23 protein-coding genes are annotated in these 24,524 nt (G+C 47.6%); 10 read left to right on the forward strand and 13 right to left on the reverse strand.

All coding sequences use genetic code 11. From position 1 onward, the window contains the following. Positions 1 to 56: 56 nt before the first annotated feature. Genes rnc through CI959_RS08460 form a run of 3 tightly spaced genes read right to left on the reverse strand, consistent with a single transcriptional unit; the run spans position 57 to position 2,424 of the window. Entirely contained in the window at positions 57 to 899 is an 843-nt protein-coding gene (gene rnc, locus CI959_RS08450) for a ribonuclease III (protein WP_005860695.1), read from the reverse strand. A 1-nt stretch (position 900) separates the two neighbouring features. Then, positions 901 to 2,166: a beta-ketoacyl-ACP synthase II gene (gene fabF / locus CI959_RS08455; RefSeq protein ID WP_005860697.1), complete on the reverse strand. Its 1,266-nt coding sequence runs from the start codon at positions 2,164 to 2,166 to the stop codon at positions 901 to 903. A 21-nt stretch (positions 2,167 to 2,187) separates the two neighbouring features. Beyond that, positions 2,188 to 2,424 carry an acyl carrier protein gene (locus CI959_RS08460; protein WP_005639879.1) on the reverse strand — a complete coding sequence of 79 codons (237 nt, stop codon included), beginning with the start codon at positions 2,422 to 2,424 and terminating at the stop codon, positions 2,188 to 2,190. 154 nt (positions 2,425 to 2,578) lie between these two features. Between CI959_RS08460 and CI959_RS08465 the strand changes: the two genes are divergently transcribed. Then, complete coding sequence (locus CI959_RS08465) at positions 2,579 to 3,139, forward strand: phosphoribosylglycinamide formyltransferase (RefSeq protein WP_005860699.1); 561 nt, start codon at positions 2,579 to 2,581, stop codon at positions 3,137 to 3,139. Between the two features lie 13 nt (positions 3,140 to 3,152). Here CI959_RS08465 and pdxB read toward each other — a convergent pair whose 3' ends face one another. The 4 genes from pdxB to CI959_RS08485 all read right to left on the reverse strand — a co-directional run bounded on the left by pdxB (position 3,153) and on the right by CI959_RS08485 (position 9,250). Beyond that, positions 3,153 to 4,262 (reverse strand): 4-phosphoerythronate dehydrogenase PdxB, encoded by a 1,110-nt coding sequence (gene pdxB, locus CI959_RS08470; RefSeq protein WP_036619007.1) that lies wholly within the window; start codon positions 4,260 to 4,262, stop codon positions 3,153 to 3,155. 316 nt (positions 4,263 to 4,578) lie between these two features. Then, positions 4,579 to 5,778: an MFS transporter gene (locus CI959_RS08475; protein WP_005860702.1), complete on the reverse strand. Its 1,200-nt coding sequence runs from the start codon at positions 5,776 to 5,778 to the stop codon at positions 4,579 to 4,581. A gap of 71 nt (positions 5,779 to 5,849) precedes the next feature. Further along, entirely contained in the window at positions 5,850 to 8,375 is a 2,526-nt protein-coding gene (locus CI959_RS08480; protein WP_057317540.1) for a carboxypeptidase-like regulatory domain-containing protein, read from the reverse strand. Further along, positions 8,372 to 9,250 (reverse strand): GLPGLI family protein, encoded by an 879-nt coding sequence (locus tag CI959_RS08485; protein ID WP_057317541.1) that lies wholly within the window; start codon positions 9,248 to 9,250, stop codon positions 8,372 to 8,374. Before CI959_RS08485 ends, CI959_RS08480 begins: the two co-directional genes overlap by 4 nt. A 160-nt stretch (positions 9,251 to 9,410) precedes the next feature. Between CI959_RS08485 and CI959_RS08490 the strand changes: the two genes are divergently transcribed. From CI959_RS08490 to CI959_RS08515, 6 genes are all read left to right on the forward strand, one after another. Beyond that, positions 9,411 to 10,826, forward strand: a complete 1,416-nt coding sequence (locus CI959_RS08490; protein ID WP_057317542.1) for a sensor histidine kinase KdpD — start codon at positions 9,411 to 9,413, stop codon at positions 10,824 to 10,826. After that, positions 10,823 to 11,506: a response regulator transcription factor gene (locus tag CI959_RS08495; protein ID WP_005860708.1), complete on the forward strand. Its 684-nt coding sequence runs from the start codon at positions 10,823 to 10,825 to the stop codon at positions 11,504 to 11,506. The genes CI959_RS08490 and CI959_RS08495 overlap by 4 nt, the downstream gene beginning before the upstream one ends. Positions 11,507 to 11,590: 84 nt before the next feature. Then, positions 11,591 to 12,196, forward strand: a complete 606-nt coding sequence (locus CI959_RS08500) for a DUF4254 domain-containing protein (RefSeq protein WP_005864038.1) — start codon at positions 11,591 to 11,593, stop codon at positions 12,194 to 12,196. Then, positions 12,196 to 13,251, forward strand: a complete 1,056-nt coding sequence (locus CI959_RS08505) for a glycosyltransferase family 9 protein (RefSeq protein WP_008781045.1) — start codon at positions 12,196 to 12,198, stop codon at positions 13,249 to 13,251. The genes CI959_RS08500 and CI959_RS08505 overlap by 1 nt, the downstream gene beginning before the upstream one ends. Continuing rightward, on the forward strand, positions 13,235 to 13,969 hold the full coding sequence (locus CI959_RS08510) for a lipopolysaccharide kinase InaA family protein (protein WP_008781046.1): 735 nt from the start codon (positions 13,235 to 13,237) through the stop codon (positions 13,967 to 13,969). The genes CI959_RS08505 and CI959_RS08510 overlap by 17 nt, the downstream gene beginning before the upstream one ends. A gap of 6 nt (positions 13,970 to 13,975) precedes the next feature. Continuing rightward, the gene (locus CI959_RS08515) at positions 13,976 to 14,839 is read left to right on the forward strand and encodes a hypothetical protein (RefSeq protein ID WP_005864041.1); all 864 of its coding nucleotides are present in this window, start codon (positions 13,976 to 13,978) and stop codon (positions 14,837 to 14,839) included. A gap of 13 nt (positions 14,840 to 14,852) precedes the next feature. Here CI959_RS08515 and CI959_RS08520 read toward each other — a convergent pair whose 3' ends face one another. The 6 genes from CI959_RS08520 to CI959_RS08545 are packed head-to-tail and all read right to left on the reverse strand — an operon-like array spanning position 14,853 to position 20,463. Continuing rightward, positions 14,853 to 15,917, reverse strand: coding sequence for a glycosyltransferase (locus CI959_RS08520; RefSeq protein WP_057317543.1), 1,065 nt, complete (start codon positions 15,915 to 15,917; stop codon positions 14,853 to 14,855). A 23-nt stretch (positions 15,918 to 15,940) separates the two neighbouring features. Beyond that, the gene (locus CI959_RS08525; protein WP_057317544.1) at positions 15,941 to 17,074 is read right to left on the reverse strand and encodes a glycosyltransferase family 1 protein; all 1,134 of its coding nucleotides are present in this window, start codon (positions 17,072 to 17,074) and stop codon (positions 15,941 to 15,943) included. Positions 17,075 to 17,130: 56 nt separating this feature from the next. Continuing rightward, complete coding sequence (locus tag CI959_RS08530; protein ID WP_057317545.1) at positions 17,131 to 17,766, reverse strand: viroplasmin family protein; 636 nt, start codon at positions 17,764 to 17,766, stop codon at positions 17,131 to 17,133. Further along, a complete protein-coding gene (locus tag CI959_RS08535; protein WP_057317546.1) occupies positions 17,753 to 18,550 on the reverse strand; it encodes a polysaccharide deacetylase family protein in 798 nt (265 codons plus the stop codon). The genes CI959_RS08530 and CI959_RS08535 overlap by 14 nt, the downstream gene beginning before the upstream one ends. Before the next feature lie 9 nt (positions 18,551 to 18,559). After that, entirely contained in the window at positions 18,560 to 19,276 is a 717-nt protein-coding gene (locus CI959_RS08540; RefSeq protein WP_057317547.1) for a glycosyltransferase family 2 protein, read from the reverse strand. Positions 19,277 to 19,281: 5 nt separating this feature from the next. After that, positions 19,282 to 20,463, reverse strand: coding sequence for a glycosyltransferase family 87 protein (locus CI959_RS08545; protein WP_081024235.1), 1,182 nt, complete (start codon positions 20,461 to 20,463; stop codon positions 19,282 to 19,284). A gap of 113 nt (positions 20,464 to 20,576) precedes the next feature. On the opposite strand from CI959_RS08545, the gene CI959_RS08550 reads away from it, so the two are divergent. The 3 genes from CI959_RS08550 to CI959_RS08560 all read left to right on the forward strand — a co-directional run bounded on the left by CI959_RS08550 (position 20,577) and on the right by CI959_RS08560 (position 24,445). Beyond that, the gene (locus CI959_RS08550; protein ID WP_229040583.1) at positions 20,577 to 22,628 is read left to right on the forward strand and encodes a hypothetical protein; all 2,052 of its coding nucleotides are present in this window, start codon (positions 20,577 to 20,579) and stop codon (positions 22,626 to 22,628) included. Positions 22,629 to 22,708: 80 nt separating this feature from the next. Continuing rightward, positions 22,709 to 23,230 (forward strand): shikimate kinase, encoded by a 522-nt coding sequence (locus CI959_RS08555; protein ID WP_057317549.1) that lies wholly within the window; start codon positions 22,709 to 22,711, stop codon positions 23,228 to 23,230. A 3-nt stretch (positions 23,231 to 23,233) separates the two neighbouring features. Continuing rightward, positions 23,234 to 24,445: an alanine dehydrogenase gene (locus CI959_RS08560; RefSeq protein ID WP_005860726.1), complete on the forward strand. Its 1,212-nt coding sequence runs from the start codon at positions 23,234 to 23,236 to the stop codon at positions 24,443 to 24,445. Positions 24,446 to 24,524 lie beyond the last annotated feature (79 nt).

Raw genomic sequence — 24,524 nt, forward strand, 5'->3', positions numbered from 1 at the left:
CTTATATAACTAAGAACTTGGGTATATCAAACGATATACCCAAGTTCTGCTATTTATCATACAGTTTCTTCCTCTGGGAGGTCAGAAAACTCTTTTTCATCGGTTAGTTCACCCGTCTTCTTTTTCTTTGTGGCAGAGATACGTTGCTGGAGTTCTTTGTCTGTCCGCAATCTTTTGACCGCCATTTTAGAAGCCGCTTGCTGGGATTCTTTTTTGGAGTAACCGATACCTATGCCAATTTGCTCGCCGAGCAATTTAATCGCGCTTTGGAATACAGGATTTCCATCATGATCCGTAAAAGACTCTATTAGATCGAACGAGATCGATATTTTGTTCTTTTGGCTCCATTCAATCAAGTTTGACTTGAAATTTATCTCTTTCCGGACGAGTGTATCTACATCGATATACTTTTCTATCATCACGTCACGGATAAACTTATAACAAACGTCATAACCTTGATCCAGATAAATAGCGCCGATCAAAGCCTCGAGCGCATTACCATACATATGATTGTTATGAGAGTTTATCTTGGTTGAATAGACTACCATTTGATCGAGGCCGAGTTGTACGGCAACCTTATTCATCGTTTCCCGTTGTACGATCTTGGAGCGTGTGTTTGTCAAAAAGCCTTCCCGCTTATTCGGGTAGCGCTTATAGACAATATCGGCGACCGCCGCATCCAAAATGCCATCTCCTAAAAATTCAAGACGCTCATTGTTAAGCCATTTACCATCACCCGTCTCTACTGATGATGATTTATGCAACAAGGCCTGCTCGTAAATCTGGAGATTATCCGGATAAAAACCTAGAATCTTTGATAAAGACAAATAAGGCTCCCTACCTTTATTATGCAGGAGCCTTATTCTTTTATGTAGCTGTTTGTATAGCTTTCTAAACACGTTATTTCACGAATTTTTTAACAATGGCGCAAGCGTTGTGTCCACCGAAACCAAACGTATTCGATAAAGCGGCTTTCACTTCTCTCTTTTGAGCCTTATTGAATGTGAAATTCAGTTTATAATCTATTTCAGGATCATCGTCGCCTTCCGCATGGTTAATGGTCGGCGGGATAATACCATCGTTTATAGCCATAATACACAGGATCGCCTCTACCGCTCCGGCAGCACCAAGCAAGTGACCGGTCATTGACTTTGTAGAACTGATATTCAGTTGATAAGCATGTTCTCCGAACACATCTTTGATCGCCTTAACCTCTGAGATATCGCCTACGGGAGTCGATGTTCCATGAACATTGATGTAATCAATATCTTCCGGAGTCATTCCCGCATCTTCCAATGCGTTGCGCATAACCAGCTTCGCTCCTAAACCATCCGGATGAGAAGCGGTCAAGTGATAAGCATCGGCAGACATTCCGGTTCCTGCGATCTCGCAATATATTTTAGCGCCACGAGCCAATGCGTGCTCCATTTCTTCCAATACCAAGCAAGCTCCACCTTCACCCATCACGAATCCGTCACGGCTAGCGCTGAACGGGCGAGATGCGGTCTCGGGAGAATCATTACGTGTCGATAACGCGTTCATGGAGTTGAATCCACCTACACCCGATTCAGAAACAGCAGCTTCCGCTCCACCGGTGATGATGACGTTAGCCTTGCCTAAACGGATATAATTGAATGCGTCGCTGATAGCGTTTGTAGAAGATGCACAAGCTGAGACGGTCGCAAAGTTCGGGCCGTGGAATCCATAAAGCATGGAAATATGTCCAGCCGCGATATCCGAGATCATTTTCGGGATGAAGAACGGGTTAAACTTCGGACCGATCGTATCCTTGATCTTCGCATAACTCAATACTTCCTCGTCGAATGTCTTGATACCACCGATACCTGAAGCGAAAATAACGCCGATACGGTTCTTATCTTCGTTATCCAAGTCCATTGCCGCGTCCTCGATCGCTTGTTTCGCCGCGTCGATCGCGAATAAGCTATAACGATCACACTTGCGGGCTTCCTTACGATCCATAACTTTCAACGGATCGAAGCCTTTAACTTCGCATGCAAATTGTGTCTTGAATTTGGATGCATCAAACTGAGTAATAGGTCCAGCGCCACTTTTTCCATTGATAATACCTTCCCATGTTTCGGGGAGGGTATTACCAAGAGGAGTAATAGCTCCAAGACCTGTTACTACAACTCTTTTTAATTCCATACCTTTAGTTAAAAGGATTGATTACTTCGCGTTAGCCTCGATGTAAGCGATAGCGTCACCTACAGTTGTAATCTTTTCTGCTTGATCGTCAGGAATTGAGATACCGAATTCTTTTTCGAACTCCATAATCAATTCTACAGTGTCAAGAGAGTCTGCTCCTAAATCGTTAGTAAAGCTTGCTTCGTTTGTAACTTCTGTTTCTTCAACACTTAACTTGTCAACGATGATAGCTTTTACTCTTTCAGCAACTTCAGACATAACTTTTTCAATTTAGATTAATAAATACGAATATACTTTTTAAATTTGCAGTGCAAAGAAAAGAATTTTTTATGTTACAAAGCAAATTTAATAAGCTAAAAATGCGGAAAACTGCACATTTTTTCTTTTCTTGTGCATTTAAACATCTAAAAATATGAAAAACATAGCGATTTTTGCTTCCGGATCTGGTACGAATGCCGAGAACATCGCCCGATATTTTGCTAACAGTGAAAACGTTAATGTTGCGGTTGTTTTATCAAATAATCGTAATGTTGGCGTGCATGGGCGGGTAAATAAGTTGGGCGTACCTTCTTTCGTGTTTTCACGGGAGGAATTTATTGCCGGTGTGCCGATCTTGGAAAAGTTGGCGGAATATGATGTCTGCCTTATCGTGTTGGCCGGTTTTATGAATAAGATCTCAGACGTGATTCTTCAGGCTTTTCCCGGTAAGATCGTGAACATCCATCCTGCGTTACTCCCTAAATATGGCGGCAAGGGGATGTATGGCATGCATGTGCATGAGGCGGTCGTGAAGGCTGGTGAGCGGGAGTCGGGTATTACTATACATTATATTAATGAGCATTATGATGAGGGCGCTATCATCTTCCAGGCTTCTTGTCCGGTATTACCTTCGGATACGCCGGAGGAGGTAGCCTCGAAAGTGCATGCCCTGGAGTATGCGCATTATCCTCATGTGATCGAAAGTTTACTGTAAGGCTTTTTTGTCATTAGCCTACTTGAAAACCTAGTTTCTGGAGTACGGCGAATTCTTCCGGGTCAGCTTTGATCGCTTGGTAAGCATGGAACTCACGGGGATGGTCATACGCTGCCCTAAATCGCTCGAAATGATGAGGATTCGCTCTTAGTGCTTGGTCGATTACTTCTGGGTTGAAACTTCTCAAGATGGCTCCTTCCACCCGGTGCTCCTTGAATTGTCCCAAGTCGATGAATGGGTTGGTTGGGGCAGGCGGAATGACTTCCTTGATCTTTTCGATACGGATACCGAAAAAGCATCCTATATTCTCTAGGCACATTCGTGTCCCGTTCGCCTTCCCGTCAGCGGAGAAACCGGCTATATGAGGAGTGGCGATCGTGGCTTCCGACAGTAATTCCCGGTCGATATCCGGTTCGTTCTCCCAGCAATCGATGATCAGTTCGCTGACCTTGCCGGTTCGTTTGGCCTGCAATAAGGCCTGCGTATCATGTACGGCACCTCTGCAACTGTTGATAAACCAAGGCTTCCGTTCCAGCTGGTCGAAAAAGGCATGATCGGCTAGATGGCGGGTGGCGAAGCGTCCCTCCTTGGTCAGCGGGACATGCAAGGTGATGATATCCGCCTCTTTCGCGATCGTGTCCAAGGATACGAATCCATCCTCACCTTCCTGCTCGGCACGGGGCGGGTCATTGCGAAGCACACGCATCCCCATGGCCTCGCATAGCCTCTCTACGATACTCCCTACATGGCCTACGCCAACGATACCGATAGTCTTCCCTGCTAGTCTCTCTCCTTTGCGGAGGGCGACGGCTACCAAAGAGGATAATACATATTGCCCCACGGAAGCGGCGTTGCAACCCGGGGCGTTCTTCCACGTGATCCCTGTCTTCTCGCAATAATGGATATCGATATGGTCGTACCCGATCGTGGCTGTCGTGATGAGGCGAACCCGGCTACCTTCCAATAGCTCGCGTGTACATTTATCTATGCTACGTACGATCAAGGCATCCGCGTCTTTTATGTTCGTGGGAGTAAACTCTTTGGAGTCAAGGTAGGATACGTCCGCTATCGGCTCCAAGATCCCTTTTAGGTAAGGAACCGTGTTATCTGCTATTATTTTCATCTTATCAGCTTGATTATCGTTACGCGATATTAAGTAAAAAACAGGGGATATACAAGTGATGATGGCTTCTTGTCGATTTCTATATGCGCTTTTGTTCTCAGCCGAAAGATTCGGGAAAACACGTACGAGTTTCATCCAAAACACGTACGACTTTTTGAAAAAACATGTACGTGTTTTGACGGAAAGATTCTCGTGTTTTTTTGACGCTGATTCTTAGCTTCTTACGTGCGCAGTTCATGAGTAGGCTTATTGTATGGAATTAAAGCTTCTCGGCTTAACTAAGAACGGATAGATTAATGGAAGAGCCGTGCAGTACTTATCTCAGCTTGTGCCGGTTGAAATGCGGCCCTGCCTTGAACAAAAAGAAAAACGTAGACAATACCGTAAGGCAAGCGCCGGACAGGTAGGCGTAGTTGAAGCCACCTAGCTCTTGTGCGATGCTGCCCCCGGCCATCAACCCGATACCGATACCTACATCCCAACTAGTTAGATATGTAGACGTGGCCGTACCCCGCTGGTTATTGGGTGCCAGATTCACGAAAAGCGTGTTGAAAGCAGGGAACATGGTTCCGAATGCCACGCCTTGCGAGAGGGCTATACCTATGTAGAGATAAGAGGAAAATACCGGATTCCAATGCATCAACTCCTTGAGCGCCGCGAGAAGAAAGAATGTGGCCGCCGCCAAATACATCCCGAGGGAGATAACAAGCGTGATCCGTCCTTTATCCACTTGCCGTCCGGAGAACAGGCGGGAGACGGCTAGTCCCACGGCCATAAAGGTGAAATAAAGTCCGGAGTTTACGCTGATCCCGATCTCAGCGGCGTACATCGCTACATAAGTGGTAGTCATACCATAAGGAATGGAGAGTAATAATAGGGAGATACCCGCCCAAGTTCCCTTCACCAAGAAAAAGCGGTCTAGGGAGATCGGTTCTCGTTTGACCGGTTGCTTATAAGGAGTCTTGACCATATAGGCCATGATAAAACCAAGGCTTCCGGATAGCAACGAGCAGGAAAAGATCACGTCGTATGTGAAGTTCCCTTGCATGAACAGACCGATCATCGGCCCGAAACTCATGGCGATGTTATTGGCTAGGCCGTAATAGCCAATACCTTCCCCACGGCGGGAGGAGGGCAAGATATCGATCAGTATCGTATTTCCAGCCACCGTCACCATGCCGAAGGCGAAACCGTGTACGACGCGTAAGGCGATAAAGAGGGTAAGCGCCGTGGCTACCATGTATCCGCCGAATATGGCGGTGAAAATGAAATAAGCCACCAGATATAAGGGACGGCGGGCGAAAGTATCCAGCAAATATCCGGCGAACGGACGGATACAGAGCGCCGCTAGCGTATAGCACGACAAGATAAACCCGATCATAGACTTCCCGATCATGAATTCTTCCTTCAGATAAAAAGGCAAGATCGGCAGGATTAGATAGAAAGCGAAAAAAAGCAGGAAATTCGCCGCTAGTATATAGCAAAAGCTGGGTGTGACGATCTTATCATTATTCATAAAGCCGCTTATTTATCAAGACGCAAAATTAGTTGATTTTTCACAATAGTATCCCCTAAACGACCTAATAATTATAAACGGTAGCGGATCGCTACCAGAAACTCCCGGGGACGGATACGTACCCATGAGGTATAGCTTTCCAACGATGCGTATCGTGTGTATGCGTAGGTACGTTTGTCGAACAGGTTTGTCGCCGTGGCGGTGATTTGCCAACGCCGGGATTTCCATAAGACCGAGAAGTCTGCGAAAACGGCGTTGACGGATTGGTCTTCATTCACGTCATTGTGATAATGATCTACGGAAAGGCTTGCCTCTATGGGTGAGAAAATGTAGGAGAGTTGTACTTGTTGGGTGACGTTCCATAAGGGCGCCAAACGGGTACGTTCTCCTATTTTATTTCCTCCGTACCGGATATCGGTTTGGTAGCTGGTCTCCCAATGGCGGTTGGGAGTCCAGATCACTTTGGGTTCTAGGCGCATGAGACGATATTGATAGGGAAGCCTTTGTCCCCCGCTGCTTTGCTCGGCCTTGCTGATATTAAGGAGCGCCAGGAACGAGGTCTTTAGCCCTAGATCGTAAAAGCCTTTGGATAGCGTGCTTTTGACGGTATATCCGGAACCGTGGTTGGACAGTGGTAAGGAGACTCGTTGTACCTGTCCGTTCTCTATACGTTGCTCGTATATACGATTGTACCACTCCCGGTTGTGTGTTAGGTTTACCGTGGCGAAGAATTCCCGTGCCGTATTCTTGTATTCCCCATAAACGGAATAAAGCTGTTGTCTGTAAACCGGGAGGATTCCGCAATTCCAGACGCTATTCCGGTAATCCGTTTGATAAGGCCGGTCGTATAAGTCGGTCATCTCTCCGTATCTTTCCTTATAGGAGGCGTGCGCCGTGAAACGCCATGCGTAATTCAGTTTGTAGATAATGGACAGGGACGGATTAACCGAGATGCGGGAGAAACCGACCCCTGTATATCCGGTCCATCTGAGAGGAACGCTGAGGGATAGGGTCCATTTATAGGTATTCCATTGGTAATCGGGTGAAAGATAAGTTTGCAGGCTTTTCTCGATATTGCTGATCTCCCCGTTTATGCCCACCGTATATCGCTGGGTGAGGGAACCGCTCTTTTTCAGGAATGAGAAGGAATTATCGGTATAAAAGTCGCGTAAGCTCATTGGATAAGGGTGGTTATCCAAGCGAAGATCGGCCGCGTTGCTGTGGTAACGGAGCGAAGACTGGGCTTCTAACGTGTATTTGTCCAAGCTCCACAGGGTCCGTAAATTATTACGCAAGTCGAGGTTCGGGGTTTTGATGCGTTGGTCCAATGTTCTAAGGCCAGTAGAAATTGTGTTTCCGGTTATATGGGAAAGGCTGGATTGCCAATCTCCGGTGGCTGAGAACTGGTTCTTGAGATACCTTTCCTGCGAGTTGTTTTCCACTCCGATATTTAGGTTGGCTTGATCCGAGCGAATGCGGCTATCGCTTTGTTCAGTTAGATGAATCGTGTCCTCGGATTGGTAATAAGTCGTCTCACTCCCCCTTTCCTGTGTTCGCAGGTCGTGGATATAACCGGCGTTTATACGGAGTTGGGTGTTCTCGTTCAGTTTATATAGGCGATTTGCGGATAGGCTGTGTATGTGGTTGAACAGCCAGCGCTCTTTCTTTAGCGGGGCGGAGAATGAGGGCTGTAGCAGAAATTGGGGAATCTTGGGCTCGGATAAACGGGGTTCGGGTGATTCGGTAAGCGTATTTTGCTCGCCCGATACATCCTGCCCGGTATTATTCCCTTTATATAGATAAGCGGATTGGCTGCTGCGGCTGATCTGCAAGGCGTCAGCGGCTCCTTTCCATAAGAACGGGGATGCGCCGAGACCGCCTTCGGCATTGATCAGCCAGCGATCCCGGAATTCCGGTCTCAGTTTGAGGTTCAACGCTACGTCTTCGGTCTTGATCTTTCTCTGTAACACACGGATCGGTTGGTGGTTCTCCATCACTTGTACGTTCTGCACGGCGTCGGCTCGCAGGTTCTCGCTGATTTGCTTGTATTTCCCGTTGGTGAGATCCAGTCCCTCCACATAAAAATTACGGATATCTTTCCCGTTGTAAGAGATCTTCCCCAGATCATCGATATCGATACCCGGAAGTTTCCGTAATACGTCCTTGATGGATTGATCCTTTGGGGAGAGAAAGCGGGTGACATCATAATTGATCGTATCTTGCCGCCCCCAGACACGTCCCGGACGGATTTCCACCTCCTTTAGGCTGAATACCTGCGGCTCCATCTCAAAACGAAGCGTTTGTCCGGCATGTACGGCTTGTTGCTGGGTTTGGTACCCTAAGAGCGAGACGGAGACGAGAAGTGAGTCCGTCCGCTTCGGTTGGGTGAGGGTAAAGGTCCCTTCATTATTACTTAACGTATAGTTGATCGGAAGGGAAGCGTTGCCTCTGGTTAATTGCACGGTGGCCGCTTCTACCGGCAGTTGGCTTTCCCTGTCGATCACGATCCCTCGGATGACGGATTGGGCGGCCAATCCTGCCGGGCAGAGCAGCGTAAGTAAACAAAAAGTGTGTATATGTAGTATGATCCGTTTCATCTTTCTTCCCTTTCTATAGGGTTATACGGCATATTCTTGGGTTGGTAAGGTTTTCCGTTATCGTCGGTGACGGTCACTTTCACCTGTGGCGAGGTCAAGGCGATGTATCCGATAGGATCGGCGGCATATCGTTCGTAAGCCTTTTGCAGGTTCTTGCGGCTGATCGGCTCGAAATCGTTTCCCCCGAAAAGGATCGGGTTCTTACCCCGGCTCAGTTCGATACCCGTGCAGATGAAAGTGTAATGTCCTTGGCTGTCTTGGGCTTTTAGGATCAGGCCCGGTAATCCGTATAATTTCCAGGGACCCTCGCTTTTCGGTATCTCCGGCGTGTACCAAGCCTCATAATGCCTGCCCTTGAAATGGCATGTCGCTTTCCGGCAAGGGTAGGACAGGATGGTCATCGTATCGGGCAGTAAGGTCCATTCCGGGCGTTCCTCCTTTTCCTCGCAGCGAAAGCGACTGGCGGCAAGGGCATCCAAGGTCGTGGTCTTTCCCGCCGGATAGTTCTTGTAGACCTGTGCGTTGGTCTTGGATGAATATTGTTGCAGGTGTTCATTGATGACTTCTTGTGAGGCTCCGGCGGCTTTGTCGGCCTCTAGTACGGAATCGGTGAGGAATTTGGCGTAACTATAGTAAACGGAGCATTTATCCCCGACCTTCAGCATGAGGGTCTCTTCCTCTTTCTTGTCGGGTTGGAGCGTGTCCGGCATGGACGTGGTTTGGTATTGTACCGTGAAACGTGTCTCGTCGATGGGCTTGGCTCTTAGTACGTCGTTTAGGTTGAAGATGTTGATTGTCACTTGGGCGTTCGTCTCGTGTCCCGCCCCTGACAGACCTACGCAAAGCAGGCCGATTGTCGCTATGATTCGTTTCATGATCTGTTGGTTTTAGAAGTTATTTGTCGCGAATGTAGGGAAGGGGCGTTCGCCGTAAGGAAGATTTTTATTACTGAAATATTACTCCGCTTATAAAAATGGCTACATGTACGTTGTAATCATGGAGTAGCTATCTATCTTTGCCGGAAAGGAATAAGATATGGGAAAGAGGATTCGATGGATATGGGTAATCTCGTTGGCGGCGGCTTTGGCTGCGATCGGGGTACAAGGCTATTGGCTGTTCAATCAGTTCCGGTATGAGATGTGTACTTATGCGGATGAGATCGCCGGTGAGGTATTTCATGCCGGGCAGGAGGAATTTCGTATACGGAAGGAAGAGGCGGAGATGACGAAAGGTACTTATATCATAGAACGCCAGTCGAAATACCAGTCTGGTGATAGCGTGTTAAACGGGTTGAAAAACTCGTTCGGTTTCCAGCTTTATCCCAAGGATACGACAAAGATCCATAGTTTTCGGCTTCATCTGGACCCGAATATGCCGGAAGATAGCTTATTGGTTGGGGTAGATCGTTCGGTCGTGGAGTTCTTCGTGCCTTTCTCCGCGGAGCGTTTGGACTCCATCTTGTCTGTCGGTCTGCCCGATCTGGATTATCGGGTCCGTCCGTTCGTAGCGAGCGATACCTTGTCCGGGCAGTCGTCGGCCTTATGGTTGCCGTTATCGAAAAACCTGTTTTCAACCTCTATCTCGATATGCTATGAGTTCGCCCCGATCGAGCGAAAGGCGGTGTGGGTGGATGTGGATCTTCCCATGAATCCGTTATTGGGCCGGATGGGATGGCAGCTTTTCCTAAGTATTTTCCTTATCTTGTTATTGCTGGCTTGTTTGGGTCTCCAGATCCGTACGATCTGGGAGCAAATGCGCTTGAACGAGTTGCGTGAGGGATTCGTGCATACGATGATTCATGAGCTGAGGCGACCGGTACAAACCTTGAAGGTATTCGTCTCTTTTTTGAATGACCGGGAGATGCGGATGGATGAGGCCACGACGGAACGGGTCCTTCAAGACTCCATGTTCGAGTTGGATAATCTTTCCGCCTATCTGGGAAAATTGAAAGATATGGTCTGTGCGGACGAGCGGGAGACGCTTCTGAGACCTTCCGCTTTTAATCTCCGTGAGTTGGTGGAGAAGGTGGTACGCCTAACCAATATCCCCGCCGGGAAAAAAGTCTCTTTCTCGACGGCCTTTCCCCCGGATATGCCGGATCTGACGGCCGATCCGGTACATGTGGCGAATGTCTTGTCTAACTTGATAGAGAACGCGATCAAATATTCGGGAGAGGAAGTGAATATCGATATCGTAGTGCTTTGGAATCATCAAGGGGTCGAATTGACCGTTTCGGATAATGGCTTCGGTATCGCTCCGGATGAGCGGCGAAAGGTATTCGAGAAGTTTTACCGTTCGTCTCATCTGCCTGATAAGCAAATTCCCGGTATTGGGTTGGGATTGAGCTACGTTCGCCAAATAGTAGAGGCGCATCATGGTTCAGTATCCCTGCGAAGTGAATTAGGTGAAGGCACTCGAATTACTATAAATCTACCGACTACAGCCTTATGAAATCGACATTGAAAATACTTTTCGCTGACGATGACCTTAAGTATTCCCTCGTCTTGAAGCGATTCTTGGAACGGGAGGGGTATGAGGTGACTTATACCGGCAATGGTACCATGGCTTTGGAGCAATTCCCGGTCGTGAAACCGGATCTGGTCTTGCTGGATATCAACATGCCCGGCCTAAACGGTTTCGAGGTAGCGGAAAAGATCCGTGAGCAAGACCGCCATGTCTTGATCTTTTTCCTTTCCGACCGTTCCGATAAGAACGACCGTTTGAAAGGTTTTAGCTTGCGCGGAAACGATTACTTGGCGAAACCCTTCTATCCGGAAGAGCTGATCGCCCGTATCAAGGACCGTTTTGAGATCGGTGTCCATGAAAGCGTGCAGGAGGAGAGCTTCCATTTCGGAAACACGACCTTCAACTATACCACGAATGAGATCCGTACGGGCAATAACAAGGTATTGATCACTTCCCGCCAAGCGGATCTTCTGCGAATCCTGGCGACAAACCTGAATCTGGCGGTGGATCGTGACCTTCTGTTGGAAACCGTCTGGGGAACTAGCTCATACGCCAACTCCCTGGCCTTGAATGTGCAGGTCACCTATCTCCGTAAAGCGCTTCATAACGATCCGTCTACCGGCATCGTATCCTTGCCGAAGAAAGGATATATGCTAAGAGGATAGAATTTATCCGGTAGAATTGGGTTTCTGATCCGTAAGCATTATCTTTGTCCCACAAAGTATTCACAGAAAGAAAATGAATCATATATGAACTTCAGCGAACAATGTTTCCGCATTTTTGAGCAAGCTACGGAGGCTTATCATGTAACTGACAATGTAGATGCTACAGTGCATAATCCCTATGCGGTAAAGAGCATCGAGTTTTATCTTTATCTTAAGAACTGGATCGATGCCGTCCAATGGCATTTGGAGGACATTATCCGGAATCCGGAGATCGACCCGGTGGAAGCGCTGGCTATCAAACGCCGCATCGACAAGTCGAATCAAGATCGTACGGATTTGGTAGAGTTGATCGATAGTTTCTTTCTGGATAAATACAAGAACGTGAAAGTATTGCCGGACGCTACGATCAATACGGAAAGCCCGGCTTGGGCGATCGATCGTCTGTCGATCCTTACGCTTAAGATCTATCATATGCGTGAGGAGGCAAACCGTCCGGATGCTACTGCCGAGCATAAGGCTCGTTGTGAGCAGAAGTTGGCCGTCTTGTTGGAACAGAAGAAGGATTTGTCGATGGCTTTGGATCAATTGCTATCCGATATCCGTGACGGTAAGAAATACATGAAGGTCTACAAGCAAATGAAGATGTACAACGACCCGGCCTTGAATCCTGTGTTGTACGGTAAGAAATAATGGCAAATATATTAGTAATACGACTTTCGGCTATCGGGGATGTGGCGATGACCGTTCCCGTTATCTATTCCGCAGCCAAGGCGAATCCTACGGACTCGTTTACCGTGTTGACGCAAGCGTTCTTGATCCCGGTTTTTATCAACCGCCCGAAGAACGTGAACGTGATCGGTATCAATACGAAGAGCACGGAGAAAACGTTGGCGGGATTGCTTCGTTTTGCCTCTGCCTTGGTGAAATACGATTTCGATATGGTGCTGGATTTGCACGATGTGTTGCGAACCATGATTATCCGTACGCTGTTCCGCTTGAACGGCAGACGGGTGTTTGTCGTGGATAAGGCCCGGAAAGATCGTGCCCGGTTGACCGACGCGAAGCATAAACGATTTAAACAACTTCGCCCGGTGATCGAACGTTATGCGGATGTGTTCCGCAACGCCGGGCTTAACTATACGGAATCGTTCACCTCGCTTTATGAGACCTCTATCCCGGATGTATCCGCCTTGGAACCCCTTGTGGGAGCGAAGACGGGCAAATGGATCGGTATCGCCCCCTTCGCCAAGCACCGGGGAAAGATTTATCCGACCGGGGAGATGGAGCTGGTCATGGCCGAGCTTTCCGATCGAGAGGATTTTACCATCTTCCTGTTCGGTGGTCGTGGCTACGAGGAGGCGCTCTTGGATCAATGGGCTTTTGAGTATCCCCGGGTAAAAAGCGTGGCGGGCAAGTATTCCTTGGATCAGGAACTGGCCTTGATCAGCCGGTTGGATCTGTTGATTTGCATGGATTCCGCCAATATGCATTTCGCTTCCTTGGTCGGTACACGGGTGCTTTCCGTTTGGGGCGCTACCCATCCCTATGCCGGATTTTACGGATATCATCAGGATCCGGAAGATTGTATCCAGTTGGACTTACCTTGCCGTCCTTGTTCCGTATTCGGCCAAAAGCCCTGCCTGCGGAAGGATTGGGCGTGTATGAAACAGCTCAATCCGGATCTAATCATAAACAAGGTATTAACCTCTTTAAATGAAATGGTTTCGGATGAAGGAGATCATTAACCCGGCGTACGGGCGATTCGAGGATTTTGTAAGGCGTGTACCTCGTATATTTTCAGAAGAGGGAAAAACGATTTATAAGGCGAGGAATGAGATCAAGGTTTTTGAGGTAGATGGTGTGGAACTGAATGTCAAGCGATATAGAGTCCCCCTCTTGATAAACCGTGTTATTTATCGTTTTTTCCGTCAGCCTAAGGCTGTGCGAGCCTATGAGTACGCTCTGCGATTGGTTGCCAAGGGGTTTGAGACTCCTGCCCCGATCGCTTATGTCCTTTTTCGGGAGAAAGGCCTTTTGGGATATAGTTATTTTATCAGTTTGCAATCCAGCTATAAGACATTGTATAAAGTCGGACAGCGTCCGGTAGAGGAGAACGAGGATATTTTTCGTGCGTTAGGCACTTATATGGCAGAGTTGCATGAGGCGGAGGTCTATCATGCCGATTTCTCTCCCGGAAATGTATTGTACGATCGTACGGAGGAAGGGGTTAGGTTTTCCTTGATCGATATAAACCGGATGTATTTCGGGCCTGTCTCGCTAAAACGAGGATGCGCGAATTTCTCCCGCTTGTGGGGACGGGAAGCCGCTTTTCATTTAATGGCTGAGACCTATGCCGAGAGCCGGCATTTTGATAAAGCGGAATGCCTTCGTTGGATATTATACTATCGAAATCGTTTCTGGAAGAAATATGCGTTGAAGCATGAGATTGAATTTGAATTATAGACTTTTATGAAAATACAAATACTCCGGTTCTGTTTAGTTGTTAGTTGTCTTTTGGCCTATGTATCTCCGGTTAAGGCGTTAGAATGGTGGGAAAAGGTAGAGTATCTGACTTACTCGCCCCGTTATTTCGGGCCAAATGCCTTTCCGATTCCCGAGTTGGTAGGAGGAAGCCTGTCCAGCCGTTGGGAAGTGGAGCTTCGGGGGGAATATCATAAGACGCGAGGCGATCAGACGAAAGATATCTTTACCCGTTTGTACATTCCTGTCGTAAAGGGACGTGTAGGGGTGAATGTCAGTTGGGTATTCCAAGAATGGTATGAGATGTCGCCGGAAGTGCGGGATGAGCGTTATGCGGTAGAACTGAAATCCCCGATCGTTTGCCGGGGCGACGTGATCTTTAATTTTTATTTCCAAGCCCTCCGGAGCGAGAAATGGATGGATATCGTGGTAAGCGCCAACCTGAAAACCGCCAGTGGCGGACGCTTGTGCGACGCTCGTTATACGGATGCGGCCTCTTATTGGTTCGACGCCAATCTGGGACGTACGTTGTGGAAGCGGAAAGATGTAAACGCTTCGATCCGTGTGCAAGCTTTAGCGGGTTTTTATTGTTGGATGACTAACGATGTCGTTAATCGTCAGAACGACGCTTTCTGTTATGGGGCAGGTGTGTTAGGGACCTATCGGGGGTTCTCGTTGGATTGTAATTATGCCGGTTTCCGGGGATATCGGGATAATGGGGATAAGCCGATGATTCTACGGACAAAGCTAAATTATGAGCTTAAGAAAAATATCCTGTCCTTCCAATATAAACATGGAATGAAGGACCATCTTTATGATAGCTATTCATTAGCTTATATCCGTTGTTTCTGAATCTGTAAATAATCTATGCTTTCTTGATCGATCTGAATAACGTGGCGAAGCCGTCTGTATAAGCCTTTACGCTGAAATCTTGGATGATATGCTCACGTGAGGCCTTGGCGAACGCTTCCAATCGCTCCGGGTTATCGATAAGCGAGCGGATAGACGCCGCCATTTTTTGAGGAGAAGAAGGCGGCACTAACAATCCGGTGACTCCGTCTATGATTAAGTCTCTTGCTCCCGGTATGTCTGTTACGATACAAGGAACGGAACAAGCCATAGCCTCCCGCACGACTCTCGGGGAGGCATCCCGGTGCGAGGGAAGTATAAACAACTGGGACGTGACCAGAAAAGAGATGGCGTCGGAACGCTGTCCCAGAAAATGAATTTGTGCGCTTACCTTCGACTGTTGGGCTAATTGGAAATCATTTTCCCCATATTCTCCCACGATCGTAAGATGTACCCGTGGATCATCCAATAAGATAAACGCATGAATCAAATCGGTTAAGCCTTTGAACGGCCTGTTCTTCGTCGCTCCGATATAGATGCAACGAAAGGCGTCGTCCGGAATATCGTCTGCTTGTTTGGGCGTACGGATTGCCTCCTTGATCCAATCGATATCAAATGGCTTTGTGCTGGTCGTTAGTCTTTTTCGTGCGATGAATCGGGAGAGATATTCCTCGATATCTTTGGTCTCGCATACGACATGCTCCACGGCGGGATTTAATATGCCTAGATAATAGGTCGGATCGAACCGCTTCAATTTAGCCTGCGTACCTCGGTATGCGATATTCTTCGCCCGTGTGCCTATGGAGGCGAATAAAGCGTTTGATAAACCGGAACTGCTCGGCGAGTAAATTAGGTCGATCTGATAAGTCTTGATGATTTGGCGCAGGGCACGAATAACGTTCCAGTTGAACTTCGAGGTAATGACCGGCAGATCCAAGGGTGTACAATTCCCATAGATCTTTTTGTCGGTATACGATTGGGGAGAAGCGATATAGATGTTGAAGTCCTCAAGCTTGGACAATCCTTCCAGCATTTTGTAGGTCGCTATATCGGCTTCTTTATAGACTAAAAGTATATTCATTGTGTATGGATAAAATGGATTTGCTAAGATCGTGAGATATTCTCGTATACTCGCATGAAATGAGCCGCTAATACGTCGGGCATGAATCGCCGTATATTCTCTCGTCCGCCGGAACGCATGGATTCGGCCAGCTTCGGCTCGTTCAATACGGACTCTATCAAGCCGCGCAGTTCTTGTTCGTTTCTCGGATCGGTATATAAAGCGGACGGTCCTCCCGCCTCTTCCAGACAAGAACCGGTAGCCGCTATCACCGGAATACCGGCAAGTTGGGCTTCTAAGATCGGGATACCGAATCCTTCGAAAAACGAGGGATAGACAAATAAGGTCGCCATCTGATAGAAAGCGGCTAATTCGTTAAAAGGTATATGGGTCAAGATACGGACGCGACCGGACAGGTTGTTTTCCCGGATATAGGTCTCTACCGTATCCGTATAAGGCGTATGCTTACCGATAGCGATCACGGAGATATCTTCTTTCAGGGCTTTCAGGGCTTTTACCAGAAGCAATAAATTCTTCCGTTCCTCGATGCTCCCTACATATAATATATAAGGCCCGTTTATCTGATATTTCTCGCGTACGGACGATTTCACGTCTTCTTGAACCGCTTGCCCGAATATCGGGTCACAACCTTGGTAAACAACCTCGATCTTGCTTTCCGGAATGTGGAAGAAGTCCCGGATGTCTCGCATCGTCTGCCTGCTGATCGCTATGATCTTGTCCGATCGTAAACAAGCTTGCTTGAATTTGTAGGTATAGATGGAACGATCGATCGGTTTATAAAGCTGCGGGTAACGCAAGAAGATCAAGTCATGTATCGTTACGACCGCTGGGATTCCGTTCTGTTTTAGATTCATAGGAATCTCATTACTCAAGCCATGGAACAGATCTACGTGCTCTTTTCGAAGCGTAGCCGTTAGACCGGAGGTACGCCATAAAGACGGAAATAGTTTATCGAACCTGCCTTCCGGATAATGGAATGAGACACTTGGACGCTCCTCGATCCGTTTCCGTAACGCCTCTTTGCCTTTGCCCGGCGTATAGAGTTGATAGATATGCTCCGGGAAAGAAGCGGACAAACTATTCACTACGAACCGGCTATAATTACCCAGTCCGGTAGCGTTATGCGTAATCCGTTTTGCGTCGAAAGCGATCTTCATAGGCTTGAATTCGATATATTGGGCAAATATACGATATAATTTTAATTACCTTTACCTCATTTCCTTCCGAAATCCGCCGGGATCTCCCCCCATACGGATGTTTCCCATTTGAGGATCCGGGTGGTATAGGTATGGGTGTTCAACCATTTCTCGGCCCGCTCGATGAGGTCGAAGATAGGTTCGTTGATCGGTTTACGTGCTAATAAGGTTTTGCATTTCTTTTTCTTGACCCAGCTGATGGCGTTGCGGCTATCCGAATAGATCGGCAGGTCGCTTCCCTTTTGCTGTAGCAAGGCGAGGCCGTGTACTAAGGCGAGGAATTCCCCGACATTGTTCGTGCCCTCCTTCAGCGGGCCGATATGGAAGATCTCTTGCCCGGTAGCGGTATAAACGCCTCTGTACTCCATATCCCCGGGATTACCGCTACAGGCGGCGTCTACGGCAAGACTCTCATTGATCGGGTTTCCGATCGGGGCTTCCGGCGCGAGACGGGCCACGGCTTTCGGGGAAAAGGCGGTCTTTAGGTAATGGGTATAGCCGGCCTCGAAGGCTTTGGCAGCTTCCTCCCGGTTCTCGAAGGATTTATATTTGGCTCCCTCTTGTCCGTCTACCTGTGCCTTGCATTCCGCCCAGTTATCATAGATTCCCGGGTTCAACCCTTTCCATACGACATAAAACTTATTCTTGGCCATGACTCTTACTCAAGATTTCTTGTGAGAATTGCGTATAGGTACCGAACGACGCTCTTTTATCCTTGAAGAAACGGATCAAGGCGTCCAGCCTTCTTTCCATGCCGCAACCGGAATGGTTGGTCATGATAAACGGTAACTTTAGCTCTTTCCGATCACTTAAGGAGGTGAACTCCCACGGATGGAAATAGGTTAGGAAATAACCGTCCTCTTTCCAAGTCCAAAGCGCTAACTTACGATACAAGGTGGCCGGAAGGTTATGGTAAGCCAGCCAAAATAAGGGGAAACGGACGATCGGGGTCACCGAGGCGGGCAGTTGCAATACGCCATCTTTCATGAAATAGGTGCGGGGTTGTCCCAGATGGTTATAACGGCCGGGAATACAAGTCGGGTTCAAGGACGAGTTGTATAAGTAACCGGCCTTATGTATCTCTTCTTCTTCGACGGGCATCATGCGGGCCATACGGAAACCGTTCACCGGTTGTCCGGTCAGTTCCTCCAATGCCTCTTTGGACTTGCGTAGATCGGCGGTCTCGAACGACGAGTGATAAAAACCATGCGAAGCGATCTCATGTCCACCCTTTTGGATGTCCAAGATCAAATCCTTTGCGTGAAGGGCGAAGTTCGCCGTGCAAAAGAAAGTCGCTTTTACCCGGTGACGGGCCAGACATGCCAGTATCTTCCGGGTTCCTTCTACGGAAGTACGCATTTGTTCCTCGAACGGCAATTCCACGCCGTGTTCCAATGGAGCGTCAAACTCCTCGATATCAAAACTAAGTAATATCATGTATGTCAATTAATCTCTATGAAATAAGATGGATAAGAAGTTCAACGCTTCCCGCCGCAGGACCTTGAATCCCATATCGGATACCGCCAGTCCTTCTTTGATGTTCGCGTTGATTGTCTGTAAGTTTATCTCTTTCCGGCGACTTGCCTTATAGATAAATTCCGTATCGAATAGGAAGCTATTGATACGGGTCGTCAGGAATATCGCCTGTCCCGCTTGGCTGAATCCCTTCATGCCCCCTTGCGTATCCTTGATCTTGATCCGCAAGACCCATGTATTGCATATGTGGGACAGTTTGGATAACATTTGCCGGAAAGGAGGTAGATTATCCTGATAACTTTTGCCGCGGGTAGCCACGACTACGTCCGCTCCTCCTAGCAACGCCTCGACCATCCTGCCGAATGAGTCGTTTGTATAAGGGAAATCGTAGTCCGTATAAATAATGTAGGGAGAGGTACATCGCTTTACTGCCTCTCGCAAGGCATATCCTTTTCCCCTGTTGGGCTTATAGTCTACGACGCAGACATTCGGTATCAATTGCCGGAGGCGGTCGATCGTTTCCGGCTCGTATCCCCGTCTCGAACCATCACTGACAATAAAAAGGTGGAAACGTACCGGGCTGAATAATCGCTCCACTTCGCGGAAATGGGTGGCTACTCGTTCCTCCCAGCCCGAAGGCGGGTTGTAACAAGGTAATACCAAATCTATGTCTGCTCGTGCGTTCATTCCATTTATACCTTTACCGGATTATAACTCCTCGTACACATCTCAAATGTCAGCTTTAGCCAGATCAGCATACAAGGCAACGCTTTTAACGCATACGGGTATACATAATGCACTCGTATGTATTTCGGGAAAAGATCGGACGGAGACATGCTGGTCAATATAAAGGCGAAGACCATCAAGACAATATCCAATGTCGAACGTTTCCACGGTACAGCCGTATACCAAATAGCGACTCCGATAAACGCTATGATATAGGTACTGGACTCGCTACCCGTGCTGAACAGTACGACAAACATCAACACCGAGGCCAATAACGTTTTCCGGAAAGCCTCATATTTATATTGACTGATGCGTAGATAAGGCAGGCCGAATAATATTAATCCCCCTATTATCAGATAAATGTCCGAGTAACTGACCGATCCCGATATCTTACGAACCATTCCCAAGAAGGAAATGTTCTGCATGAGCGCGAATAAGTTCTCCGAATTTTTTCCGGATAAGTCCTCGAACCAACCGGTATATTGGGACATTATATAATCCGGCCCGGACAATATCATCGGGGCTACGACCATGACGACCGCCCATCCTACGCAAGATAGGCAGAACTTCATCTTATGGCGAGAGAAAAAGAAGAACGCCAATCCCGTGATCCCATACAATTTAGTAAAGGTACCCAACATGATCACGAAAGCGGCCCATACGTCTTTCTCTTTCTCTATCAATACGTAAGCGAGGACAATGATAGCGGCGATACTGATATTGAATTGCGACATGAAAAGCGAGGTAAGCAACTCGTGGGCACAAAACCAATAGATAAAGATGCGTTCCCGCTTGGTCCCCGGTAGCATCTTGACCGCCCAGAATAAAAAAAGGCTTTGCGCCACCGACCAAGTAAGCAGTCCTAACCATAACGGTGTAATGGCGAACGGAGCTACTACCAAGCTAAATACCGGCCCGTAGTGAAAAATATCGTTGTATTCTTCCGGATAGGCGGCATAGAGCGGTAACTCATTCAACGTATGCCAAAAGGATTGCCTGAAGATCGAGAAGTTGTTATATTTCCCGGGGAAATACTTGGTAATCCATGCGATAACCCCCAGCAATGCCCATAGCCCCATTAAGGTACTATATTTGCTGAAAAATGGCTTATGGATGATTGTATTGAACTTATCTATAAATTTCATCATCGAATCTACATCTGTCTACGGGGCAAAATTACATAAAAACGGTGACTTTTATGCGAGTTAAATAAAAATACTATTTTTGCGTCCAAAACTGGTAGAGATTATTTATGAATGAAATGTTGAGATACACGATCATTCGTGTCATTCTGTTTGTAATGGGAGGCTTTCTTGTTCTCGGATGTTCGGATGAAGATGATGTGGATAATAGTGGAGGAACGAGTAAATATGGTTTAATACGGATGGCGGAGGAGGATTATGATTCGTCGAATACTTCTTATATCCTTCAGGATGAGGAACCGGACGAGGTTCTTTTCGATTCGTCGCAGCGAAAATTCAAGGTGAATGAACCTTTGCAGGTGTCGGTTACCGAGCAGAATGAGCTGATGCTTCGTTTCTATTCACCCAGGGCTATACATAACGTGATCGTATGGGCGACGATTGAAGGCTATGAGGACGAGGTACGGTTTGCAGAGTTTACTACGGTTTTACCTTTTCAGGAGTTTAAAATGAAGTTGCCTTTTCTGGAACAGGCGAAGGTTTATTATACGCGTTCCGGCGAGGAGGTTACCATAGAAGCCTATCCGGATATGGCGGTCGAGAATATAAGTTTGCGGATTGAATGTGGAGATCCGGTATATCAAGGAATGATTAACGTGAAACCAAAGTGGAATATTTGGTTTGGTAAGTATTCTGGTTCAAACTGGGGTAACTTCAGGCCACATCTGGCTCGTGAGGCGGTTGCCCTTTCCTTGAATATGGCGGCGATGTTTTCTTCCTCGCTTTTTGACGAGGAACTGGAGAAGTGGCGTGGTAAGCTGATAAATAACGAGCAAATCGTGGATATAGATGTATTGAAGAAAAAGATCTTGAATCATGGCGGATTGTGTTATGGGCGTGTGGTGAATGTTGTCGGCCTGGGCGGGGGAAATACCTTTGGATTAGGTGAATATGTCTATCTTACCCATTATGCGGATGATGCCAACGGGACTGATGTGCCGTATCATGAGCTGGCGCACTGCTTGGGATATGGGCATAGTGGGAATATGACGTATTATCCGGCGGAAGGAGGCTTCCCTACGATTTGTATGAAGGTTTACTCACAGCTTTCCGTGAGTAAGAAATTGCCGATTTATTCCCGCCGTTTCTTGCATACCCGGAGGAATAAGAATCTGGTAGAGAATAAAAACGTGTATACCTCCTCGAAATACATTATCGATGATCCGGAATTGGATGCCATAGATGGCGGGCTTGGGCTTGCTCCGATGGAGACGGATAGGGCTGGCGATGAGGGTTCTCCTCTCTCATTTACACTTTCAGTCTTGGATATTCCCGGTGCCACTGTGGAAACTTTTCATCCGAAAGCGGTCCATCTTTATGGGAATACGCTATATGTAGCAAATGACGCTCCGGGACATTATAGTTTGGAGGTCTTTGATGTATCTTCCGGTAATGTGCGTCATGTGAAAAGTATGGTTGAGTGGATGAACGGAGATAAGAAAGAGACCTTTGCGGGGGAGCCAAACGGCGTGACTCGCTCGTATGGGAAAATATATGTCACGAATACGGGAAGCCGTACGGATGTGTTTGATGCGGAAACGTATGAGTTCATTACTTGTATCGGTACGGGTACTTGGGGTGAGGGTGGTTATCAGACCGTTCATGCGTTTGATGTGACGGCTAGTCAAGGGGCTGTCTTTATCCGGGATAAACGGAAACTGGTAGTTGTCTTGGAGCAAGATGTACAGCCCGGTTCCGCTGCTCGGGTACCTATATATAGCCGTAGCGTGAATTTGCAAGAGGCAATGGGTACTTATGCGGTAGCGGCACGGAGTGATGGATTTTTGTATGTGACGGCTCAGAATAAAAATATGATCTATTTATTCGATCCTGCGGACATTCGGGTAGGGAACGTGGGTTTCGAGCCGTATCTGGTGGCATTGGGATTTGAAAAGTCTCCCCAGTCGATAGCGTTTGTAGGGGATCGTTTGTTTGTTACGCTTCGTGTCGATGATAAACGGTCGGAGCTATGGGAGATCAGCCCTAAGAACGGAAAATTATTGCAGGACTTTACAGATTCGATGGTCTATCCCGAGAAAATAGCCGGTGCTCGTCATACTTTATTAGTAGTGGATCGTGCGACCCAGACCGTAAAAGCCATTGGCCTATGATTTTTTTATTGATTCTTAGGAATAAAGAAGATAGAGTTCCCGGAAAAAGTTTACATTTGCGAAAACTATTATAATAACGTATGAAACGTGTTTTTTTGGTCGGATATATGGGAGCGGGCAAGACAACGGTGGGAAAGGAGCTTGCCAAGCTCGCCGGTCTTTCGTTCATAGATCTTGATTACTATATCGAAGGGCGTTATCATAAGGCCGTTTCGCAGATATTCGCCGAGAGAGGGGAGGAGGCTTTCCGAGAGATAGAACGGAATATGCTTCACGAGGTCGCTGAGTTTGAGGACGTGCTGATCTCCACGGGAGGAGGCGCTCCTTGCTTTTTCAATAACATGGAGTTTATGAACGCTTCTGGCACGACGGTTTACTTGAAGGTGTCAGTCGAGGAGCTGGCGAAGCGTCTGGAGTTGTGCAAACATACCCGTCCGGTGTTGAAAGGACGTTCCGGGGAGGAACTGAGGGCGTTTATCGCCGAGAGTCTGGAGAAAAGGAATCCGTTTTATACGAAGGCGTCCATAACGTTTGATGCCGAGAAGATGTTAACAGAATCTGATGTACATGACATATCGAACGCGTTAATGAAAATCCTATAGCATATGGAAGCGAACGACGGCCGGCAGGCACAGGGGGCCTATATCCCGCAGGAATTATTGAAAGAGATCAGCAAGGTGAATAACCGTTTGCTCATCGGTATTCCTCGTGAACGATGCGAGGCGGAAAAACGTTTGCCGTTAACTCCGGAGGCAGTGGATATGCTGACCGATTGCGGTCACCGGGTGCTGGTGGAAAGTGGCGCCGGATTAGGCATCAACTATTCCGATAATCATTTCTCGGAGGCGGGGGCGGAGATTGTCGATACGCCTGCGGAAGTTTTCCAAGCGGATCTGATCTTGAAGATATTGCCTCCGTTGCCGGTGGAAATTGCGCTTATGAGACCTCGCACGACCGTTTTCTCATTGGTGCAGTTTAATTTATTCGCTCAAGAGGCTTTCGAGTTGATGATGGCGAAACGGATTACCGCTATCTCTTATGAGTTGATGGCGGATGAATATAATCGTTTCCCGGTGCTGAATGTCACTTCCGAGATCGAGGGGGCGGCTTCCATAACGATCGCTTCCGAGCTGTTGAGCAATACCCAAGGAGGTAAAGGGATCTTATTAGGCGGTATCCCGGGCGTATCCCCTACGGAAGTGGTGATCATCGGGGCCGGAAACGCCGGGACCGTGGCCGCGCGTGCCGCATTGGCCTTGGGAGCATCCGTGAAAGTATTCGATGATGATATCAATAAATTGCGTATAATACAACAGGTCTTGGGGCAAGGGCTTTTTACTTCCACGTTCCATCCGAATGTGCTGCATAACGCGTTTCGTAGCGCTGACGTGGTGATCGGGGCGATGCGTTATATTAATACGAGACATCGCTATATTATCGCTACGGACTTGGTGCGTACGATGAAAAAGGGAGCTTTGGTGATCGATCTGAGGGTAAGCCAAGGCGGTTGCTTTGAGACGACTTGCTGCTTGTCGAGGGAAGATCCCGCGGTGTTCGAGCAATATGGGGTATTACATTATTGTAAACTGAATATCAGCAACCGGGTGGCTCGTACTACCTCGATGGCTTATAGTAATATATTCGTGCCTTTATTATTGTCGTTGGGCGACGCCGGTTCCGTGCAAGGAATGATCAAATCGGATAAGGGCTTTAGGGCGGGAGTATATATGTATTACGGGAAGACAGTGAATAGTTATGTGTCTAATCATTTTAATCTATCATCTAATAATCTTGATCTATACCTCTCTGCTTTTTGATGCGGAAAAGTTTTGAACTCGCAAAGTTTATGCTTTACTTTGCGGACGATCTAAATACCAATAAGCGATAAAGCTAATA

It is taken from the genome of Parabacteroides sp. AT13 (assembly GCF_002272965.1).
GTDB lineage: Bacteria > Bacteroidota > Bacteroidia > Bacteroidales > Tannerellaceae > Parabacteroides > Parabacteroides distasonis.

Coding starts and splice junctions, on each gene's coding strand:
- fabF (WP_005860697.1), bottom strand. CDS start 2,166: ATGGAATTAAAAAGAGTTGTAGTAACAGGTCTTGGAGCTATTACTCCT.
- pdxB (WP_036619007.1), bottom strand. CDS start 4,262: ATGAAAATAATAGCAGATAACACGGTTCCTTACCTAAAAGGGATCTTG.
- CI959_RS08515 (WP_005864041.1), top strand. CDS start 13,976: ATGAAAATACAAATACTCCGGTTCTGTTTAGTTGTTAGTTGTCTTTTG.
- CI959_RS08505 (WP_008781045.1), top strand. CDS start 12,196: ATGGCAAATATATTAGTAATACGACTTTCGGCTATCGGGGATGTGGCG.
- CI959_RS08535 (WP_057317546.1), bottom strand. CDS start 18,550: ATGATATTACTTAGTTTTGATATCGAGGAGTTTGACGCTCCATTGGAA.
- CI959_RS08510 (WP_008781046.1), top strand. CDS start 13,235: ATGAAGGAGATCATTAACCCGGCGTACGGGCGATTCGAGGATTTTGTA.
- CI959_RS08485 (WP_057317541.1), bottom strand. CDS start 9,250: ATGAAACGAATCATAGCGACAATCGGCCTGCTTTGCGTAGGTCTGTCA.
- CI959_RS08555 (WP_057317549.1), top strand. CDS start 22,709: ATGAAACGTGTTTTTTTGGTCGGATATATGGGAGCGGGCAAGACAACG.
- CI959_RS08465 (WP_005860699.1), top strand. CDS start 2,579: ATGAAAAACATAGCGATTTTTGCTTCCGGATCTGGTACGAATGCCGAG.
- CI959_RS08520 (WP_057317543.1), bottom strand. CDS start 15,917: ATGAATATACTTTTAGTCTATAAAGAAGCCGATATAGCGACCTACAAA.
- CI959_RS08495 (WP_005860708.1), top strand. CDS start 10,823: ATGAAATCGACATTGAAAATACTTTTCGCTGACGATGACCTTAAGTAT.
- CI959_RS08550 (WP_229040583.1), top strand. CDS start 20,577: ATGTTGAGATACACGATCATTCGTGTCATTCTGTTTGTAATGGGAGGC.
- CI959_RS08460 (WP_005639879.1), bottom strand. CDS start 2,424: ATGTCTGAAGTTGCTGAAAGAGTAAAAGCTATCATCGTTGACAAGTTA.
- CI959_RS08560 (WP_005860726.1), top strand. CDS start 23,234: ATGGAAGCGAACGACGGCCGGCAGGCACAGGGGGCCTATATCCCGCAG.
- CI959_RS08540 (WP_057317547.1), bottom strand. CDS start 19,276: ATGAACGCACGAGCAGACATAGATTTGGTATTACCTTGTTACAACCCG.
- CI959_RS08480 (WP_057317540.1), bottom strand. CDS start 8,375: ATGAAACGGATCATACTACATATACACACTTTTTGTTTACTTACGCTG.
- CI959_RS08525 (WP_057317544.1), bottom strand. CDS start 17,074: ATGAAGATCGCTTTCGACGCAAAACGGATTACGCATAACGCTACCGGA.
- CI959_RS08490 (WP_057317542.1), top strand. CDS start 9,411: ATGGGAAAGAGGATTCGATGGATATGGGTAATCTCGTTGGCGGCGGCT.
- CI959_RS08545 (WP_081024235.1), bottom strand. CDS start 20,463: ATGATGAAATTTATAGATAAGTTCAATACAATCATCCATAAGCCATTT.
- CI959_RS08500 (WP_005864038.1), top strand. CDS start 11,591: ATGAACTTCAGCGAACAATGTTTCCGCATTTTTGAGCAAGCTACGGAG.
- CI959_RS08475 (WP_005860702.1), bottom strand. CDS start 5,778: ATGAATAATGATAAGATCGTCACACCCAGCTTTTGCTATATACTAGCG.
- CI959_RS08530 (WP_057317545.1), bottom strand. CDS start 17,766: ATGGCCAAGAATAAGTTTTATGTCGTATGGAAAGGGTTGAACCCGGGA.